The sequence below is a fragment of the Roseococcus sp. SYP-B2431 genome, from assembly GCF_004336745.1.
GTDB lineage: Bacteria > Pseudomonadota > Alphaproteobacteria > Acetobacterales > Acetobacteraceae > Roseococcus.
Window position 1 is genome coordinate 230,387 of the sequence record NZ_SJXD01000011.1, and the last position, 16,905, is coordinate 247,291.

General features: G+C 70.0%; 19 protein-coding genes. 8 read left to right on the top strand and 11 right to left on the bottom strand.

Annotated features, from left to right (window positions below; all coding sequences use genetic code 11):
• Positions 1 to 36: 36 nt before the first annotated feature.
• The 3 genes from xseB to EJV46_RS02480 form a co-directional block, all read right to left on the bottom strand.
• Positions 37 to 297: an exodeoxyribonuclease VII small subunit gene (xseB, locus tag EJV46_RS02470; RefSeq protein ID WP_131546998.1), complete on the bottom strand. Its 261-nt coding sequence runs from the start codon at positions 295 to 297 to the stop codon at positions 37 to 39.
• Between the two features lie 88 nt (positions 298 to 385).
• Positions 386 to 1,312: a histone deacetylase family protein gene (locus EJV46_RS02475; protein ID WP_240782366.1), complete on the bottom strand. Its 927-nt coding sequence runs from the start codon at positions 1,310 to 1,312 to the stop codon at positions 386 to 388.
• Positions 1,309 to 1,554, bottom strand: a complete 246-nt coding sequence (locus EJV46_RS02480; RefSeq protein ID WP_131546999.1) for a sulfurtransferase TusA family protein — start codon at positions 1,552 to 1,554, stop codon at positions 1,309 to 1,311. Before EJV46_RS02480 ends, EJV46_RS02475 begins: the two co-directional genes overlap by 4 nt.
• 77 nt (positions 1,555 to 1,631) lie before the next feature.
• On the opposite strand from EJV46_RS02480, the gene EJV46_RS02485 reads away from it, so the two are divergent.
• The 3 genes from EJV46_RS02485 to EJV46_RS22640 all read left to right on the top strand — a co-directional run bounded on the left by EJV46_RS02485 (position 1,632) and on the right by EJV46_RS22640 (position 4,813).
• Complete coding sequence (locus EJV46_RS02485) at positions 1,632 to 2,507, top strand: ROK family protein (protein WP_131547000.1); 876 nt, start codon at positions 1,632 to 1,634, stop codon at positions 2,505 to 2,507.
• Positions 2,508 to 2,609: 102 nt separating this feature from the next.
• Positions 2,610 to 4,550 carry a PhoX family phosphatase gene (locus EJV46_RS02490; protein WP_240782367.1) on the top strand — a complete coding sequence of 647 codons (1,941 nt, stop codon included), beginning with the start codon at positions 2,610 to 2,612 and terminating at the stop codon, positions 4,548 to 4,550.
• Between the two features lie 95 nt (positions 4,551 to 4,645).
• The gene (locus EJV46_RS22640) at positions 4,646 to 4,813 is read left to right on the top strand and encodes a hypothetical protein (RefSeq protein ID WP_165585291.1); all 168 of its coding nucleotides are present in this window, start codon (positions 4,646 to 4,648) and stop codon (positions 4,811 to 4,813) included.
• Positions 4,814 to 5,060: 247 nt separating this feature from the next.
• On the opposite strand, the gene xth is transcribed toward EJV46_RS22640, so the two are convergent.
• Together xth and EJV46_RS02505 are read right to left on the bottom strand one after the other, a co-directional pair.
• Entirely contained in the window at positions 5,061 to 5,825 is a 765-nt protein-coding gene (gene xth, locus EJV46_RS02500) for an exodeoxyribonuclease III (protein WP_131547002.1), read from the bottom strand.
• Between the two features lie 120 nt (positions 5,826 to 5,945).
• Positions 5,946 to 6,293 carry an iron-sulfur cluster assembly accessory protein gene (locus tag EJV46_RS02505; RefSeq protein ID WP_131547003.1) on the bottom strand — a complete coding sequence of 116 codons (348 nt, stop codon included), beginning with the start codon at positions 6,291 to 6,293 and terminating at the stop codon, positions 5,946 to 5,948.
• Positions 6,294 to 6,374: 81 nt separating this feature from the next.
• Between EJV46_RS02505 and EJV46_RS02510 the strand changes: the two genes are divergently transcribed.
• The gene (locus EJV46_RS02510; protein WP_131547004.1) at positions 6,375 to 7,550 is read left to right on the top strand and encodes a deoxyguanosinetriphosphate triphosphohydrolase; all 1,176 of its coding nucleotides are present in this window, start codon (positions 6,375 to 6,377) and stop codon (positions 7,548 to 7,550) included.
• Positions 7,551 to 7,655: 105 nt separating this feature from the next.
• Here the strand turns inward: EJV46_RS02510 and EJV46_RS02515 are convergent, their stop codons facing one another.
• The 5 genes from EJV46_RS02515 to hemF all read right to left on the bottom strand — a co-directional run bounded on the left by EJV46_RS02515 (position 7,656) and on the right by hemF (position 12,410).
• A complete protein-coding gene (locus EJV46_RS02515; protein WP_131547005.1) occupies positions 7,656 to 8,162 on the bottom strand; it encodes a hypothetical protein in 507 nt (168 codons plus the stop codon).
• Positions 8,163 to 8,418: 256 nt separating this feature from the next.
• Positions 8,419 to 9,531, bottom strand: coding sequence for an S-(hydroxymethyl)glutathione dehydrogenase/class III alcohol dehydrogenase (locus tag EJV46_RS02520; protein WP_131547006.1), 1,113 nt, complete (start codon positions 9,529 to 9,531; stop codon positions 8,419 to 8,421).
• A gap of 102 nt (positions 9,532 to 9,633) precedes the next feature.
• A complete protein-coding gene (locus EJV46_RS02525; protein ID WP_131547007.1) occupies positions 9,634 to 10,614 on the bottom strand; it encodes a tripartite tricarboxylate transporter substrate binding protein in 981 nt (326 codons plus the stop codon).
• A gap of 104 nt (positions 10,615 to 10,718) precedes the next feature.
• Positions 10,719 to 11,216, bottom strand: coding sequence for a ferritin-like domain-containing protein (locus EJV46_RS02530; RefSeq protein ID WP_131547008.1), 498 nt, complete (start codon positions 11,214 to 11,216; stop codon positions 10,719 to 10,721).
• A gap of 303 nt (positions 11,217 to 11,519) precedes the next feature.
• The gene (gene hemF, locus EJV46_RS02535; RefSeq protein WP_131547009.1) at positions 11,520 to 12,410 is read right to left on the bottom strand and encodes an oxygen-dependent coproporphyrinogen oxidase; all 891 of its coding nucleotides are present in this window, start codon (positions 12,408 to 12,410) and stop codon (positions 11,520 to 11,522) included.
• A gap of 283 nt (positions 12,411 to 12,693) precedes the next feature.
• On the opposite strand from hemF, the gene petA reads away from it, so the two are divergent.
• From petA to EJV46_RS02555, 4 genes are all read left to right on the top strand, one after another.
• A complete protein-coding gene (petA, locus tag EJV46_RS02540; RefSeq protein WP_131547010.1) occupies positions 12,694 to 13,251 on the top strand; it encodes a ubiquinol-cytochrome c reductase iron-sulfur subunit in 558 nt (185 codons plus the stop codon).
• A 64-nt stretch (positions 13,252 to 13,315) separates the two neighbouring features.
• A complete protein-coding gene (locus tag EJV46_RS02545; RefSeq protein ID WP_131547011.1) occupies positions 13,316 to 14,599 on the top strand; it encodes a cytochrome b/b6 in 1,284 nt (427 codons plus the stop codon).
• A 3-nt stretch (positions 14,600 to 14,602) separates the two neighbouring features.
• Positions 14,603 to 15,382 (top strand): cytochrome c1, encoded by a 780-nt coding sequence (locus EJV46_RS02550; RefSeq protein ID WP_131547012.1) that lies wholly within the window; start codon positions 14,603 to 14,605, stop codon positions 15,380 to 15,382.
• 139 nt (positions 15,383 to 15,521) lie between these two features.
• The gene (locus EJV46_RS02555) at positions 15,522 to 16,403 is read left to right on the top strand and encodes an S-methyl-5'-thioadenosine phosphorylase (protein ID WP_370323068.1); all 882 of its coding nucleotides are present in this window, start codon (positions 15,522 to 15,524) and stop codon (positions 16,401 to 16,403) included.
• 57 nt (positions 16,404 to 16,460) lie between these two features.
• Here EJV46_RS02555 and EJV46_RS02560 read toward each other — a convergent pair whose 3' ends face one another.
• Positions 16,461 to 16,895 (bottom strand): MgtC/SapB family protein, encoded by a 435-nt coding sequence (locus EJV46_RS02560; RefSeq protein WP_131547014.1) that lies wholly within the window; start codon positions 16,893 to 16,895, stop codon positions 16,461 to 16,463.
• Positions 16,896 to 16,905 lie beyond the last annotated feature (10 nt).

Below are 16,905 nucleotides of genomic sequence, written 5' to 3' on the forward strand. Positions count from 1 at the left end.
TTCCCGCGATCCTATTCCCACGTGGTTCAACGGCGCTTATTCGACGTCCCGCAGGGCGAGCCCGCCCGCGCCTTCGACCACCGCCTGCACCTTCGCCTCGGCCTCGGCCAGCTTCGCCTCGCAATGCCGGCGCAGCGCCGTCCCCCGCTCGTATTCGGCGATGGCCTGGGCAAGGGTGCTCTTGCCACCCTCGAGAGAGCGGACGATTCCCTCGAGCTGGCTCAACGCCTCCTCGAACGGCAGGTTCCTGATGTCGTCGCCGGCGGGTGGGGCCTGCAAAGGGGCGTCGGTTGTCATCGCTGCCCCTCCATTGGGCATCCTCCCGCGGAGCGGACGAGTATAGAACTTTCGGTTACAAAACCCAACTGGCGCGGACCGATCGGTATCAGCTGCGCAGCAGGGCCTGGACATGCGCCGCGGCCGAGGCGGCGAGCGCCTCGAGGTCATAGCCCCCCTCCAGGAGGCTGACCACCCGCCCCCCGCAGCAGCGGTCCGCAAGCCAACAAATTTCCTCCGTGATCCAGGCGAAGTCGGCCTCGTGCAGGCGGAGCTGGGCCAGGGGGTCGCGCGCATGGGCGTCGAAGCCGGCCGAGACGACGATCAGCTGGGGCGCGAAGGACTCGGCGGCGGCGAGCAGCGGGCCCCAGGCCGCCCGGAAGGCGGCGCCGTCGGCGCCGGGGGGCAGGGGGGCGTTGAAGACATTGCCCACGCCCGTCTCCGAGGCCGCGCCGCTTCCCGGATAGAGCGGCATCTGCTGCGAGGAGGCGAAGAGGATGGACGGGTCCTCCCGGACGCAATCCTGCGTTCCGTTGCCGTGGTGGACGTCGAAGTCGAGGATCGCCACCCGCTCCAGCCCGTGGACGGCCTGGGCGTGCCGCGCCGCGACCACCGCATTGGAGAAGAAGCAGAATCCCATGGGCCGGCGCCGCTCGGCGTGATGGCCGGGCGGGCGCGTGGCGCAGAAGGCCCGCAGCGCCTGGCCGGTGCAGACCTCGTCCACCGCGCGGACCGCGGCCCCGGCGGCGAGCAGGGCGGCCCGGGCGCTGCCATGGGACATGACGGTGTCGGCATCGAGCGCGATCCGGTCGCCGGGCTGCGGGCGGATGCCGAGGATCGCCGCCACATAGTCGGCCGGATGGACGCGGGCGAGCTGTTCCCCGGTGGCCTCGCCGGGCTCGTCGCGGAGCAGGTCGGCGAATTCCTCCGCATCCAGGGCCTGGAGCACGGCGCGCAGCCGATCGGGGCATTCGGGATGGCCCTCGCCCATGTCATGGGCCAACCCGTCGCGATGGGTGAGCAGCAGGACCGTCACGGGTCTTCCCTCCGTCGCAGCGCGAAGCGGAAGACGCGCTCGCCTGCCGGGCCGGCCTCCTCGGCCCAGGCCAGCAGCTCATGCCCCGTCTCCTGGGCATAGGCGTGGAAATCCTTCACGGCGGCGGGGTCGGTGGCGAGCAGGACGAGGGTCTCGCCCGGCGCCATGCCGCGCAGCGCCTTGTTGGCCTTCAGCACGGGGAGCGGGCAGGCGAGGCCGCGGAGGTCGAGGGGGTCGGGCATGGGCGCCTATCCAGCATCTCCCCAGGCCCGCCCGCAAGACCTTGCCCGCAAGGGGCCGCCGACGCAGCCTGAGCCGCATGCGGATCGGCGTGGATTTGGGCGGGACCAAGATCGAGGTGGCGGCGCTGGACGCCGGGGGCGCGCAGCTGCTGCGCCGCCGCCGGCCCACGCCGCCCGACTATGCCGGCGTGATCGCGGCCATCGCGGCGCTGGTGGCCGGGGCGGAGGCCGAGCTCGGCGCGCGCGGCACGGTCGGCGTCGGCATCCCAGGCAGCCTTTCCCCCGCGACCGGGCTGGTGCGCGGCGCCAATTCCACCTGGCTGAACGGCGGCCGGCTGGACGCGGACCTCGCGGCCGCGTTGGGGCGGGAGGTCCGCATCTCCAACGACGCGAATTGCCTGGCCCTCTCCGAGGCGGCAGACGGCGCGGGGGCGGGGGCTTCCAGCGTCTTCGCGGTGATCCTGGGGACGGGGGTGGGCGCGGGCATCGTGGTGAAGGGTCGCCTGCTGGAGGGCTTCAACCGGATCGGCGGCGAATGGGGCCACAATCCGCTGCCCTGGATGACGGCGGAGGAGTTTCCCGGCCCGGCCTGCTGGTGTGGCCAGCGCGGCTGCATCGAGACCTTCCTCTGCGGCCCGGCGCTCGCGGCGGATGCGGATGGGCCAGGCTCGCGGAACGCCTCGGGCCTGCCGGCGCGCAACGATTCCGCCGCAAGGGCCGCCCTGGCGCGCCACACGGACCGGCTGGCGCGGGCGCTGGCGCATGTCGTGAACATCCTCGACCCGGAGGTGATCGTGCTGGGCGGCGGATTGTCCAACATGGGGCATCTCTACGGGGAGCTGCCGGACATTCTGCGGCGCCATGTCTTCTCGGATGTGGTGCGCACGCGGATCGTGCCGGCCCGGCATGGAGACAGCTCGGGCGTGCTCGGCGCGGCCCGGCTGTGGGATTAGAAGCGGTGTCTCACGACCGGCAATAGAAGTCGGCGGACCCGACCGGATAGGATTCGTCACGAAACGATCACCCCCCGAGAACCGGGGTGGGAGCAAACAGCCGTGAACACTTACCATGCCGAACGTGACGCCATGACCATCGAGCTCGAAGACATCGGCAGCAACCCCGCGCCGCGCGCCACCATCAGCGAGATCATCGAGGCGCGCTTCTCCCGCCGGGGACCGCTGCTCGGGGCGCTGGCCGCCGGTGTGGCCGGCACGGCCGGGGCGCAGGTGCCCATGCAGGGTGGCCCCTCCACGCTGACCTTCCCGGAGCTCAGCCACCAGCTCGCCCAGACCGACGCCGTGGCCGAGGGGCATGAGAAACACGTCGTGATCCGCTGGGGCGACCCCGTGCTGCCCGGCGCGCCGGAATTCGACCCGCGCAACGTCACCGCCGCCGCGCAGGCCATGCAGTTCGGCTACAACAACGACTACATCGCCGTGCTCCCGCCCGAGCGCGGAGGCACGATCGGCGCGCGCGCGATCCTCTGGGCCAATCACGAATACACCAACACCAACCTGATGTTTCCCGGCATGGGCACCGGCCGCGAGGCCCGCGCCCGCGTCACGGCCGCGCAGGTCGAGGCCGAGCTGATGGCCCATGGCGGCAGCATCGTGGAGCTGGAGCGGGTCGACGGCCGCTGGAAGCCGGCCGCCGCGCCGCGCCTCAACCGCCGCATCACAGGCGTCACGCCCATGACCGTCTCCGGCCCCGCGGCCGGCCATCCGCGGATGCGCACCAGCGAGGACGCGTCCGGCGCGCGGGTGCTCGGCATGCTGAACAACTGCGCCGGCGGCACCACGCCCTGGGGCACGATCCTCACCTGCGAGGAGAACTTCAACGTCTATTTCGGCGGCGAGCTGGCCAACTCCGCGCAGGCGGAGAGCCACCGCCGCTACGGGATCGTGGCGAGCCCCGGCTATGGCTGGCACCGCCACGTCGCGCGCTTCGACCGCTCGCGCGAGCCCAACGAGGCCAACCGCTTCGGCTGGGTGGTCGAGATCGACCCCTACGATCCGGCCAGCACGCCCATCAAGCGCACGGCCCTCGGCCGCGTGAAGCACGAGGGCGCGACCCATGCGATCGCGCCCGACGGCCGCGTCGTGATCTACATGGGCGACGACGAGCGCTTCGACTACGTCTACCGCTTCGTCACCGCGCGGCCCTGGGACCCGCAGGACCTCGCGGTCAATCGCGACCTGCTGGACGAGGGCGTGCTCAGCGTCGCGAGGTTCGAGGCCGACGGCACCATGCGCTGGCTGCCGCTCGTCCACGGCCAGGGCCCGCTGACCGAGGCCAACGGCTTCCACAGCCAGGCCGACGTCCTCATCGAGACGCGCCGCGCGGCCGACGTGCTGGAGGCCACGCCCATGGACCGGCCCGAGGATGTCGAGGCCAACCCGGTCACGGGCATGGTCTATGTCATGCTGACCAACAACGCCTCTCGCACGCCGGAGCGCGTGGACGCGGCAAACCCGCGCGCCCGCAACGACCACGGCCATGTGGTCGAGATCATCCCGCCCGGCGCCGAGGGACGCCGCGACCACGCGGCGGAGAGCATGCGCTGGAGCCTCTTCCTGCGCGCCGGCAAGCCCGGCCTCGATGCCGGCGCCGCCTATCATCGCGCGACGAGCGACCAGGGCTGGCTCTCCTGCCCGGACAACTGCGCCTTCGACAGCAAGGGCCGCATCTGGATCGCGACGGACGGCGCGCCGGCGGCGGCCGGCGTGGCGGATGGGATCTATGCCGCCGACACCGCGGGGCCAGGCCGGGCGCTGACGCGGCTTTTCTACCAGGCGCCCGCTGGCGCCGAGGTCTGCGGGCCCTTCATCCTTCCGGACGACAGCGCGCTGTTCCTGGCGATCCAGCATCCGGGCGAGGAGCCGGGCAGCACCTTCGAGAATCCGTCGACCCGCTGGCCGGATTTCGCGGAAGGCATGCCGCCGCGGCCTGCGGTGGTCGTGATCACCAGGGCGGGGGGCGGCGCGGTGGGGAGTTGAAGGGCGAAAGGCGGCGGAAACTCCGCCTCTGTCATGAGAACAAACCACGAAAAATCCGCTTGCGTTCTTTGAATGTTCGCGTTTAGATCGCTCCCATGAGCACGACCCTTTCCTCCTGCGACGACCTCCGCATCCCGCCGATGCCGCGGACAATCCGCATCGCCGCGCGGCCACGCGCCTCGACCCTGCCGATGCAGCTCGCCGCCGCGGCCGCCACGGGATTCATTCTGGCCTGGGTGCTGACGCGCTTCGCGATCGGCTGATCGGCGGCGATGGACCGGGGCCTCGCCGCGTGCTGCATTTGCGGCATGAGGCCTGCGCCGATCCTGATCCTGCTGGCCGCATCGATGCTGCCGGGCTGCGGCTTCTATTCCCGCTCGCCCGGGCAGCAGGTGACGGCGCCGGACCCGACCCTCTACCCCGCGCCGGCCGCGGGCCTGGGCCGCTACATTCCCTGGGCCTCGGGCTGGATCGACGCGCCGCCCATGACGGTCGGCGGGCCGCTGCGGATCAGTCGGCCAGGTCGATCCACACCGGGGCGTGATCCGATGGGCTCTCTTCCGACCGGGCCGTGAGGTCCACGCCGCAGGTCAGCAGCCGCTCGGCGAGCTCCGCCGAGAGCAGGGCATGGTCGATGCGCAGCCCCCGGTTCTGCTCGAAGGCCGAGCCGTAGTCCCAATAAGTGAAGGGCGCGTCCTTCGGATGCAGCGCCAGCAGCGCGTCGGTCAGGCCGAGATGCGTCAGCGCCCGCCAGCGCGCGCGCGATTCCGGATGCACCAGCGCATCGGTCGGCGGCAGCGCGCCGGGCGAGAGGTCGTGATCCGTGGGGCAGACATTGTAGTCGCCGAGGATGACCAGCGGCTCGAAGCCGTCGAGCTGCGAGGCAGCCCAGTGGCGCAGCCGGTCCATCCAGCGCCACTTGTAGGCCATGCCCTCCTCGCCGCCGCTATTGCCGTTCGGGAGGTAGATGCCGGCCGCGACGATCCCGTCCTTCCGGACGGCGATGAAGCGCGCCTGGCTGTCGTCCTCCTCGCCGGGCAGGGCCTCTGCGACCACCTCGAAGTCCCCGCGCCCGACCACGGCGACGCCGTTGCGCCCGCCATGCTGGCCGATGGCCCTGAGGCTGTAGCCCTCGGCCTCGAGCGCGGGGAACTCCTCGTCCTTGCACTTGGTCTCCTGCAGGAAGACCAGGTCGGGCTCATGCCGCGCCAGGAATCGGCCGAGATGCGGCATCCGGCGGCGGATGGAGTTCACGTTGAAGGTGGCGAGGCGCATGGGCCCTGTTGTGGCGGGAGGGCAGGCCTGCGGCAAGCCGGCATGGCCGCGGGGCAGGGAAAACCTTCAACGCGCGTCAGGGCGTCCGAGGTTCCCGCCCGGGATCCGCGGGCCTGGAAATCACACCGCGAAGCTGACCCCGCAGCCGCAGCCGCTCGTCGCCTGTGGATTGCGCACCACGAAATGCGAGCCGATCAGCGCGTCGTGCCAGTCCAGCTCCGACCCCGCCAGGAAATCGAGCGAGACCCCGTCCACGAAGACGCGGATTCCCTCGACGGCGACCACGAGGTCGTCCTCCGAGGGTTTGTCCTCGAGATCGAAGCCGTATTGCAGCCCCGAGCAGCCGCCCGCTGAGACGCTCACGCGCAGCCCCGCTCCCGCGCGGCCCTGCCGTCCGGCGATGGCGGCGATCTCCTCCGCGGCGCGGGGGGTGACGTGGAAGGCGCGGATCTGGTTGCCGTCGGGCATGGGCAGGCTCTCCTTGCACCGCAATGTAGGGCCGCCGCTCCAGGATTTCCACAGACGCCCCGGCCTGATACGCCTGCGCCCATGCCGGAGATCCTCGCCCAGCCTCTGTCACCCACCTCTTTGGCCCCCTGGGCCGTGACTTCGACGCGCGGCCGCCTCTACCCCGAGCCGGAGGATCCCACGCGCAGCCCCTGGCAGCGCGACCGGGACCGCATCATCCACTCCCGCGCCTTCCGCCGCCTCCAGTACAAGACGCAGGTCTTCGTCTTCCACGAGGGCGACCATTTCCGCACCCGTCTGACCCACAGCATCGAGGTCGCACAGATTGCCCGCAGCCTGGCGCGCCGGCTGCGACTCGGGGAGGACCTCGCCGAGGCGCTGGCCCTCGCGCATGATCTCGGCCACCCGCCCTTCGGCCATGCCGGCGAGGAGGCGCTGGACACCGCCATGCGCCCCAAGGGCCGCTTCGACCACAATGCCCAGAGCCTCAAGCACGTGACCCTGCTGGAGCGGCGCTATGCCGGCTTCGATGGGCTCAACCTGACCTGGGAGACGCTGGAAGGGCTGGCCAAGCACAACGGCCCGGTGCGGCGCCCGGCCTCCTACCTCGTGCAGTACAACGAGCGGCACGACCTGGAACTCCCCACCCATGCCAGCGCGGAGGCACAGGTGGCCGCGCTCGCCGACGACATCGCCTACAACAACCACGACCTGGAGGACGGCATCCGCGCCGGGCTCTTCCGGCTGGAGGAGGTGGCGGAGCTCTCGCTGCCCGGCGGCGCGCTGGCCGAGGCCCGGGCCGCGCATCCGGACATGCCGCCCGGCCGGGCCGCGCCGGAGATGGTCCGCCGCGTGATCTCGGCGATGGTGAACGACGTGGCGGCCGAATCCGAGCGGCGCATCCGCCTCCTGGCCCCCGCCTCGGCGCAGGACATCCGGGCGGCGCCGGCGCCGGTCGTGGCCTTCAGCGAGGGGATGGCCCGCGCCAATGCCGATGTCCGCGCCTTCCTGATGGAGCGCATGTACCGCCATTTCCGGGTGAACCGCGCGACCCAGAAATCCAAGCGCGCGCTGCAGATGCTCTTCCAGCTCCTGCATGGCGGGCCGCAGATGCTGCCCGACGAATGGCGCGCCCGCGCCGGCGAGGCGGGAACGCTCCAGGCCGCCGAGACCGTCTGCGACTACATCGCCGGCATGACCGACCGATTCGCGCTCGAGGAGTACCGGCGGCTCACCGACCCGCATGTGGGCGGGTGACGCGATCGGGAGGAACGGATCCCCCTGAAACGCAACAACCCGCGGGCCGATAGCCGCGGGTTGTCGAAGTCCTGGTCGGAGCGCCCCTTGCGGGGCGCGCCGTTTTCAGCGGGCCGGCTGAACGACGGCCGGCGTGCCGGGCTGCAGCTCGCCAGGGGCCGTCGGGGCGACGTTGCGCGAGCCGCGACGGCCGGCGACGGTGCCCTGGGGGGCCTGCTGGCCGGGCTGCACGTAGGTGATGGTCGGACGGTTGCCGACGCCCTGGGTGCCGGTGACGACCGGGATGCCGCCCGGCGCCAGGTTGCCCGTGCCCTGGCCGATATGACCGATGATGGGGCGGCCGTTGTCGGTGCCGATGATGACCGGCGTGCCGGCCGAGGTCGGCGGGCTGACGCGTGGCCCGAGGGTCACCAGCTGATCGGTGCCGTTGATGTTCATGCGGATCGCGGTGCCCGGCGGAACGCCCTGGGCGGCGGACGGCGGCGCATAGCCGACGATGCGGCCGGTGTTGTCCAGGAGAGGAAACATCTCCGAGAAACCCGCCCGGCTCGTGTTGCCGGTTTCGCACGCCGCGAGGGCGAGCATCGCGCCCATCGCGAAAAGCGGCTTCATGTTCGACATTTGTCTCATCTTCCCAAGCCCTGCAACGCTTTCTGGGAGGGGCGGCCGCAGGATCAGTCCGCCCGTCCTCTGTATCGACCCTCGAACGCTAGCATTAACCTTGCTGCGCCGAATAGCGCAGATTGCCGTTATGAAAGGCCTCTGCGCCGAGTGATGTGTCTATTATAACGCATGTGTCTTTCTGGGCACAGAGCGAAGCGGTCCCCTCGTTCGGAAGCCGGGCTCCGGGCTCCGGGCTCCGGGACGGTCAGAACTTCACCACGCTCCGGATGCTCTCGCCGGCATGCATGAGGTCGAAGCCCTCGTTGATCTTCTCGAGGGGCAGGACATGGGTGATGAGCGGGTCGATCTCGATCTTCCCCTCCATGTACCAGTCCACGATCTTCGGCACGTCGGTCCGGCCGCGCGCGCCGCCGAAGGCGGTGCCGCGCCAGTTCCGCCCGGTGACGAGCTGGAAGGGACGCGTCGAAATCTCCTGTCCCGAGGCCGCCACGCCGATGATGATCGAGCTGCCCCAGCCGCGATGCGTGCATTCCAGCGCCTGGCGCATGACGCTGGTGTTGCCGATGCATTCGAAGCTGAAATCCGCCCCGCCGTCGGTGAGGTCCTGGATGGCCTGCACCACCTTGTCGCGCCCGACCTCGTCCGGGTTCACGAAATGGGTCATGCCGAAGCGCCGGGCCATCTCCTGACGCGCCGGGTTGATGTCCACGCCGACGATCCTGTCCGCGCCCACCAGCCGCGCGCCCTGGATCACGTTCAGCCCGATCCCGCCCAGTCCGAAGACCGCGACGGTCGCGCCCGGCCAGACCTTCGCCGTGTTGATGACGGCGCCGATGCCCGTCGTCACGCCGCAGCCGATGTAGCAGATCTTCTCGAAGGGCGCGTCCTCGCGGACCTTGGCCAGGGCGATCTCGGGCAGCACGGTGAAGTTCGCGAAGGTGGAGCACCCCATGTAGTGCATCACGTCCGTGCCCTCGCAGCGGAAGCGGCTGGTGCCGTCGGGCATCACGCCCTTGCCCTGGGTCGCGCGGATGGCGGTGCAGAGGTTGCTGCGCTGGCTGAGGCAGGTTTTGCACTGCCGGCATTCCGGCGTGTAGAGCGGGATCACATGGTCGCCGGGCTTCAGCGAGGTCACGCCCTGGCCGACCTCGCGCACGATGCCCGCGCCCTCATGGCCGAGGACCGCGGGGAAGAGGCCCTCCGGGTCCAGGCCCGACAGCGTATAGGCGTCGGTGTGGCAGATGCCGGTGGCCATGACCTCGACCAGGACCTCGCCGGCCATGGGGCCGGAGATGTCGACCTCGCCGATGGTGAGGGGCTTGCCGGCCTCGAAGGCGATGGCGGCGCGAGACTTCATGATCGGGAACCCCAGAATCCAGATCGCCAAACTGTCCGCAAAAGCGCGCCGTCTCAAGGGCCGGTCCCACCCCGCTGGCGAGGGGGCCGGCCCGGCGGCTCGTCAGTCCAGGCGCGCGCCGGCGATGCGCACCATGTCCTGCCAGAGCGGACGCTCGCGCCGGGCGCGCTGCCAGACCGCGTCCGGCTCCGAGCCGAGCGCGATGGCGCCCGTGCGGAGGAAACGGGCCTTCACCTCCGGGTCGTTGGCGATCTGCTGCATGGCCTGCGACGCCTTCTGGACGATCGGCGCCGGCACGCCGGAGGGAAAGGCCATCGCGCACCAGGAATTCACGACGAAATCGGGCACGCCCGCCTCGGCCATGGTCGGGACATTGGGCAGCGCCGGATGGCGTTCCTCGCCGGTCACCGCGAAGGCGCGCATGCGGCCCTCCTGGATCACGGGGACGTAGCTGGCGAGGTTGTCGATGGCGAAGGTCAGGTCGCCGGACAGCATGGCCGGGATGATCTGCGCGGCGCCGCGGAAGGGGACGTGCTGGCCGTCGATGCCCTGCCGGTTGCAGAACAGCGCGCCGCAGAGCTGGGCCGTGGTGCCCACGCCCGGGCTGCCGAAGCTGACGCCCTGGCGGCGCGCCTTCGCCCAGGCGACGAATTCCGCCATGTTGGTGGAGGGCACGTATTGGGCGGGTGCGACCACCACATTGGGCAGCTGCCAGTGCAGCGAGATCGGCTGGAAGTCCTTGTCCCAGTCAAAGGGCAGGCGGCTGTAGAGGTAGTTGGCGATGGACCAGACGCCGAGCGTCAGCGGGCCCAGGGTGTAGCCATCGGGCGTCGACTTCGCGAGCGCCTCTGCGCCGATATTGCCGCCCGCGCCGGGACGGTTCTCGATCACGAAGGATTGGCCGAGGCGGGTCGACAGCTGCTCGCAGAGAAGGCGGCAGAGCACGTCCGTGCTGCCGCCCGGGGGCCAGGGGACGATCACGCGCACGGGGCGCTCCGGCCAGCTGGAGGTCTGCGCCTGCGCCGAGGTGACGAGGGCGGGCGCGAAGAGGCTGGCGGCCAGGACGTGGCGGCGGGTGGTCATGCTGATTCTTTCTCCGGACGTTTGGTCTTGCCGCGGAGGATGGCGCATCGCGCCGACGAGGGCGAGGGGGGATGGCGGTTCGTTCCGCCGCCATCCCGCTGGTTCTAGGCCGCCTTGGCCATCTCGTTGGCGCCCGAATCGGCCAGCACGGTCAGGTCCTGGTCCGTCTGGCTCTCCTCCTGCAGCGTCTCGTCGAGGAGGGCGACCGCGTCCTGGTGCCCGAGCACCTGCGCCCAGCGCTTCAGCGTGCCGTAGCGGGTGATCTCGTAATGCTCGACCGCCTGGGCGGAGGCGATGAGGCCGGCATCGACGGCCGGCGTGCCGGCGTATTCCTCGATGATCTCCTCGCCCTCGGCCACGATGCCCTCGATGGCGTCGCAGGTCTTGCCCTGGGCGCGCTTGCCGATGATCTCGAAGACCTGCTGCAGGCGCTCGATCTGTCCCTCGGTCTGGGTCTTGTGCTTCTGGAAGGCCGCCTTCAGCTCTTCCGACTGGGCGGCGCGGGCCATCTTCGGCAGCGTCTTCAGGATCTTGCGCTCGGCGTAGTAGATGTCTTTGAGCGTGTCGTGGAACAGGTCTTCGATCGTCTTGGTCTTGGCCATGGGGGTCTCCGTTGTTTCGAGGTCAGAAGCGTCGCGCTCCTCGCCTCCAACAACGCCCGCCTTCAGGCTTCGTTCACCGCGGCTGCCACAAATTTGCCCCGCCGCGGGCCAAGGTCCGCCGCAGCGCGGCGCCAGAAGGGAGCCAGGTGATCTGGAGGCTCCCCGACGATGTTCGCTCGGCTCATGCACAAGTTCCGGCGCTGGATCGGCTACCGGCCCGAGCGCAGGTACATGCGGGGCTCGGCCCGCTAGCTTCCAGCCGCCTGCTGCGGGGCTTCTACCAGGCCGCCTCCGGCGCGGAATTTACCAAGCCGCCTCCGGCGGGAGGGACATCAGGATCGCCTCGACATTGCCGCCCGTCTTCAACCCGAAGACCGTGCCGCGGTCGTGGAGCAGGTTGAACTCGGCATAGCGGCCGCGGCGCAGGAGCTGATGCTGGCGCTCCTCCGGCGTCCAGGCCTCGTGCATCCGCTTCGCGACGATGGCGGGGTAGGCTTCCAGGAAGGCGAGCCCGACATCCTTCGTGAACGCGAAATCCGCCTCGGCGCCGCGGCCCGGCGTCCGGTCCCCGAGCCAGTCGTAGAAGATGCCGCCGAGGCCGCGCGTCTCCTTGCGGTGCGGCAGGTAGAAATACTCGTCGCACCACTGCTTGAAGCGCGGGTAGTAGGTCGGGTCATGCGCGTCGCAGGCCCGCTGGAAGGCGGCGTGGAAGAAGGCGGCATCCTCCAGGCTCTCCGGCGCCGTCAGGTTCATCGGGGTGATGTCCCCGCCGCCGCCGAACCAGGCCCGGCGCGTGATGATGAAGCGCGTGTTCATATGCGCCGTCGGCACCCGGGGCGACCGCGGATGCGCCACCAGCGAGACGCCCGTCGCGAGGAAGCGCGGATCCTCCTCGGCGCCCGGGATCTGCGACCGGAACTCGGGGGAGAACTCGCCATGCACGGTCGATACGTTGACGCCGACCTTCTCGAAGACCCGGCCGCGCATCACGCCCATGGTCCCGCCGCCGCCTTCCGGCCGCTGCCAGGGCGTATAGGTGAAGCGCCCGGCGGGGAGGTCCGCATGCGGGCCGGCGGCCAGGGCGTCCTCGTTCGATTCGAAGGCGGCGCAGAGCCGGTCGCGGAGCTGGACGAACCAGGCCTCGGCGGCGCCGGCGAGAGGGTGTGTCGGGGGGGCGAGGGGCGGTTCGGTCATGATGTTGCGAGCTTATCGCATCGCGCGCCGAACGGGCGAGGGGGGGCGGCGGCCTCACGAATCGCCGTGGCCGCCCGGTCAACCGGCAGGCCGGCGCTCCGCCGCCAGGAAACCGTCAAGCCACGGAGGCAATTGCGCGTTCTTAAGCCGCGGCGCGGTTGCCACATTCTCAAACCGACCGTAATAGGCACGGAGGTCTCCGGGGCCAGGCGACGCGTGCCCAAAGCCCCGGGGAGCAAGGGTTTCATCCGGACTTCGACGGATGGGCAGAGAGGTGACCTGAATGGCTGACGCGCTGGCAACGCCTGGGACGCACGGGGACCACCCGGGCTCGACCAAGCGGGACTTCCTCAAGCTCACGGCCGTGGCTTTCGCCGCGGTGGGCACCGGCGCCATCGTCTGGCCCTTCGTCTCCCAGCTGGCCCCGGCCCGCGACGTGCTGGCGCTGGCCAGCACCGACGTCGACATCGGGCCCATCACGGTCGGCCAGGCCGTCACCGTGATGTGGCGCGGCAAGCCCGTCTTCCTGCGCCACCGCACGGAGGAGGAGATCGCCGCCGCGCGCGCCGTGCCGATGGACGAGCTCAAGGACCCCGCCACCGACGAATCCCGCGTGCAGCGCGCGCCCTGGCTCGTCGTCGTCGGTGTCTGCACCCATCTGGGCTGCATTCCGCTCGGCCAGAAGCCGACCGATCCGAAGGGCGACTACGGCGGGTGGTTCTGCCCCTGCCACGGCAGCCACTACGATACCTCCGCGCGCATCCGGAAGGGGCCGGCGCCGCTGAACCTGCCGGTGCCGGGCTACGCCTTCACCTCCGACACCGCCATCCGCATCGGCTGACCGAGACCGGGCGGGCGGCATGACGCCGCGCCGCCCATGCCGCAACTTCTAGAGGACGAGCAACATGGCCGGCGGCCTGCACGACTCTCAAATCGCGAACCCCGTCATCCGCTGGATCGACCAGCGGCTGCCGGTGTTCACCATGATGCAGAAGGAATACGGCGTCTTCCCGACGCCGCGTAACTTCAACTACTTCTGGAACTTCGGCGCGCTCGCCATGATCAATCTCGTGATCATGATCGTGACCGGCATCGTGCTCGCGATGCACTACACGCCGCATGTCACCATGGCCTTCGACAGCGTCGAGCGCATCATGCGCGACGTGAACTTCGGCTGGCTGATCCGCTATGCCCATGCCAACGGCGCCTCGATGTTCTTCATCGTGGTCTATATCCACATCTGGCGCGGCATGTACTACGGCTCCTTCAAGGCGCCGCGCGAGCTGCTCTGGATGCTGGGCGTCGTGATCTTCCTGCTGATGATGGCCACCGCCTTCATGGGCTACGTTCTGCCCTGGGGCCAGATGTCCTTCTGGGGCGCGACCGTCATCACCAACCTGTTCAGCGCGATCCCGCTCGTGGGCGACACCATCGTGACCTACCTGTGGGGCGGCTTCTCGGTCGACAACCCCACGCTGAACCGCTTCTTCTCGCTGCACTACCTGCTGCCCTTCGTGATCACGGGCGTGGTGTTCCTGCACATCGCGGCCCTGCACATCACGGGCTCGAACAACCCGCTGGGCATCGAGCCCAAGGGCCCGCAGGACACGCTGCCCTTCCACCCGTACTACACGATCAAGGACAGCGTCGGCATCGTCGTCTACCTGATGGTCTTCGCGGTGCTGGTCTTCTTCGCGCCGAACTACCTGGGCCATCCGGACAACTACATCCCGGCCAATCCCATGGTGACGCCGGCGCACATCGTCCCGGAATGGTACTTCCTGCCCTTCTACGCGATCCTGCGCGCGGTGCCGGACAAGCTCGGCGGCGTGCTGCTGATGGGCGGCTCGATCGTGCTGCTCTTCGTCCTGCCCTGGCTCGACACGTCGAAGGTGCGCTCGCTGCGCTTCCGCCCGATCAGCCGCGTGCTCTTCCTTCTCTGGACGATCAACTTCTTCGTCCTGATGTGGTGCGGCGCGAAGCCGGCGGAGCAGCCCTACGTCCTGATCAGCCAGATCTCGACCATGATCTACTTCGGCTACTTCCTGGTCGCCCTGCCGCTGCTCGGCCGCTTCGAGCGTCCGCTGCCGCTGCCCGAAAGCATCGCCGTCGCCGTGCTGGGGCCGAAGGCCCTCGGCGCCGGCCCCCTGCCGGGCGGCGTCACCGCCAAGCCGATGGAAAAGGCCTGAACCATGCGTAAGATCCAGGCCCTTCTCCTCGTCGCCGGCCTCCTCGGGGGCGGCCTCTCCGGCGCGGCGCCCGCCTTCGCGGCGGACGACCACGCGGCCCCCCAGGCGCCCGATGCCGGCTTCAGCTTCAACCGCATCTTCGGCACCTTCGATCGGGCGTCGGCGCAGCGCGGCTTCCAGGTCTACAAGGAGGTCTGCTCCAGCTGCCACTCGATGCGGCAGATGTACTACCGCAACCTCACCGACCTCGGGCTGAGCCCGGACCAGGTGCGCAACATCGCGGCGAGCTTCCAGATCACCGACGGCCCGAACGACGAGGGCGCGATGTTCGAGCGCGCCGGCCGCGTCTCCGACCATTTCCGCCGGCCCTTCGCCAACGACAACGCCGCCCGCGCGGCGAATGGCGGCGCCTTCCCGCCGGACCTCTCGGTGATCACCAAGGCCCGCGAGGGCGGCGCCAACTACATCCACGCGCTGCTCACCGGCTATCGCGAGCCGCCGGCCGGCGTCACGGTGATGGAGGGCATGCACTACAACGCCTACTTCCCCGGCCATCAGATCGCGATGGCGCCGCCGCTCAACGACGGCCAGGTGGAGTTCGCGGGCGGCGCGCCGAACACGGTCGAGGCCATGGCGCGCGACGTGTCCACCTTCCTCGCCTGGGCCGCCGAGCCCGAACTCGAGGCGCGGCGCGCGCTGGGCGTGAAGATCCTGATCTTCCTCGGCATCCTGGGCGTGCTCGCCTATCTGACGAAGCGGAAGATCTGGGCCGACGCGCACTGAGCCTTCGCGGGACTGTCATCGGCGGCTGATGTCGCCAGGCAGACATCTGATCTAGACCTCGTCTAGTTTCCTTTGGGGGGACGCTTCCGGCGTCCCCCCTTCGCATTTGGAGAATCCCAGCGTGAGCGAGACCCCCAGCGTGAGCGAGACGGTGGAACCGGTGATCGGCCTCATCGGCGGCTCCGGCCTTTATGACATCGAGGGCCTGGAGGACCGCGAGTGGCGGCGCGTCTCCACCCCCTGGGGCGAGCCCTCGGACGACCTCCTCTTCGGCCGCCTCGCCGGCATCAGATGCGTCTTCCTGCCGCGTCACGGCCGCGGCCATCCGACGCCGCCCTCCGCCCTCAACTTCCGCGCCAATATCGACGCGCTGAAGCGCTCCGGCGTGACGGACGTGATCTCGCTCTCCGCCGTGGGCTCACTGCAGGAGAACCTGCCGCCCGGCCATTTCGTGATCGTCGACCAGTTCATCGACCGCACCTTCGCGCGGGAGAAGTCCTTCTTCGGCACGGGCTGCGTTGCGCATGTCAGCGTCGCCCACCCGACCTGCCCGCGCCTCTCCGACGCGATCGAGGACTCCGGCAGGGAGCTCGGCCTGCCGATGACGCGCGGCGGCACCTACCTCGTCATGGAAGGCCCGCAGTTCAGCACCAAGGCCGAGAGCCTGCTCTACCGGCAATGGGGCTGCCACGTGATCGGCATGACCAATATGCCGGAGGCCAAGCTCGCCCGCGAGGCGGAGCTCTGCTACGCGAGCGTCGCCATGGTCACGGACTTCGACTGCTGGCACCCGGACCATGACCACGTCACCGTCGACCAGGTGGTGAAGGTGCTCTTCTCCAACGCCGACAAGGCCAAGGCGCTGGTGAGGTCGCTGATCCCGCGGATCGGCGCGCCGCGCGGACCTTGCCCCGCGGGCTGCGACCGGGCGCTGGACCACGCGATCATCACGGCGCCGGAGAAGCGCGATCCGCAGCTGCTGCGGAAGCTGGACGCGGTGGCGGGACGCATCCTGAAGTAGGCTCGGCGGCTTTGCCCGCGCATCCCGGACAGGGCCTTCCGCCCTGGGCCCGGAGGGTCATCTCTTGAGCTCCGTGCCTTCGCTCTTCAGCGGCACCAGGTAGCGGAGCGTCAGGAAGGTCATGACCGAGATCACCACCGCCACGTCGTAGACGCCCAGGCCCACGGAGACGCCCACCGCCCCCGTGGCCCAGAGGCTCGCCGCCGTCGCCGTGCCGAAGACCGACGTCCCGTGCTTGATGATGGCGCCGCCGCCGATGAAGCCGATGCCGGTGATGATCCCCTCGACGATGCGGGCCGCCGCCTCGGGATGGGCCGCCGTGATGCCCTCCGTCGCCTGGATGAAGCCGCAGGCGGCCAGCGCGACCAGCGGGAAGGTCCGCAGCCCGGCGCTGCGCTCGGAGCGTTCGCGGTCCCAGCCGATCGGGACGGCCAGGGCATAGGCGGTGCCCAGCGCGATCAGGTGCGGCACGATGGAGAACTGGTCGATCATCGGATGGAGC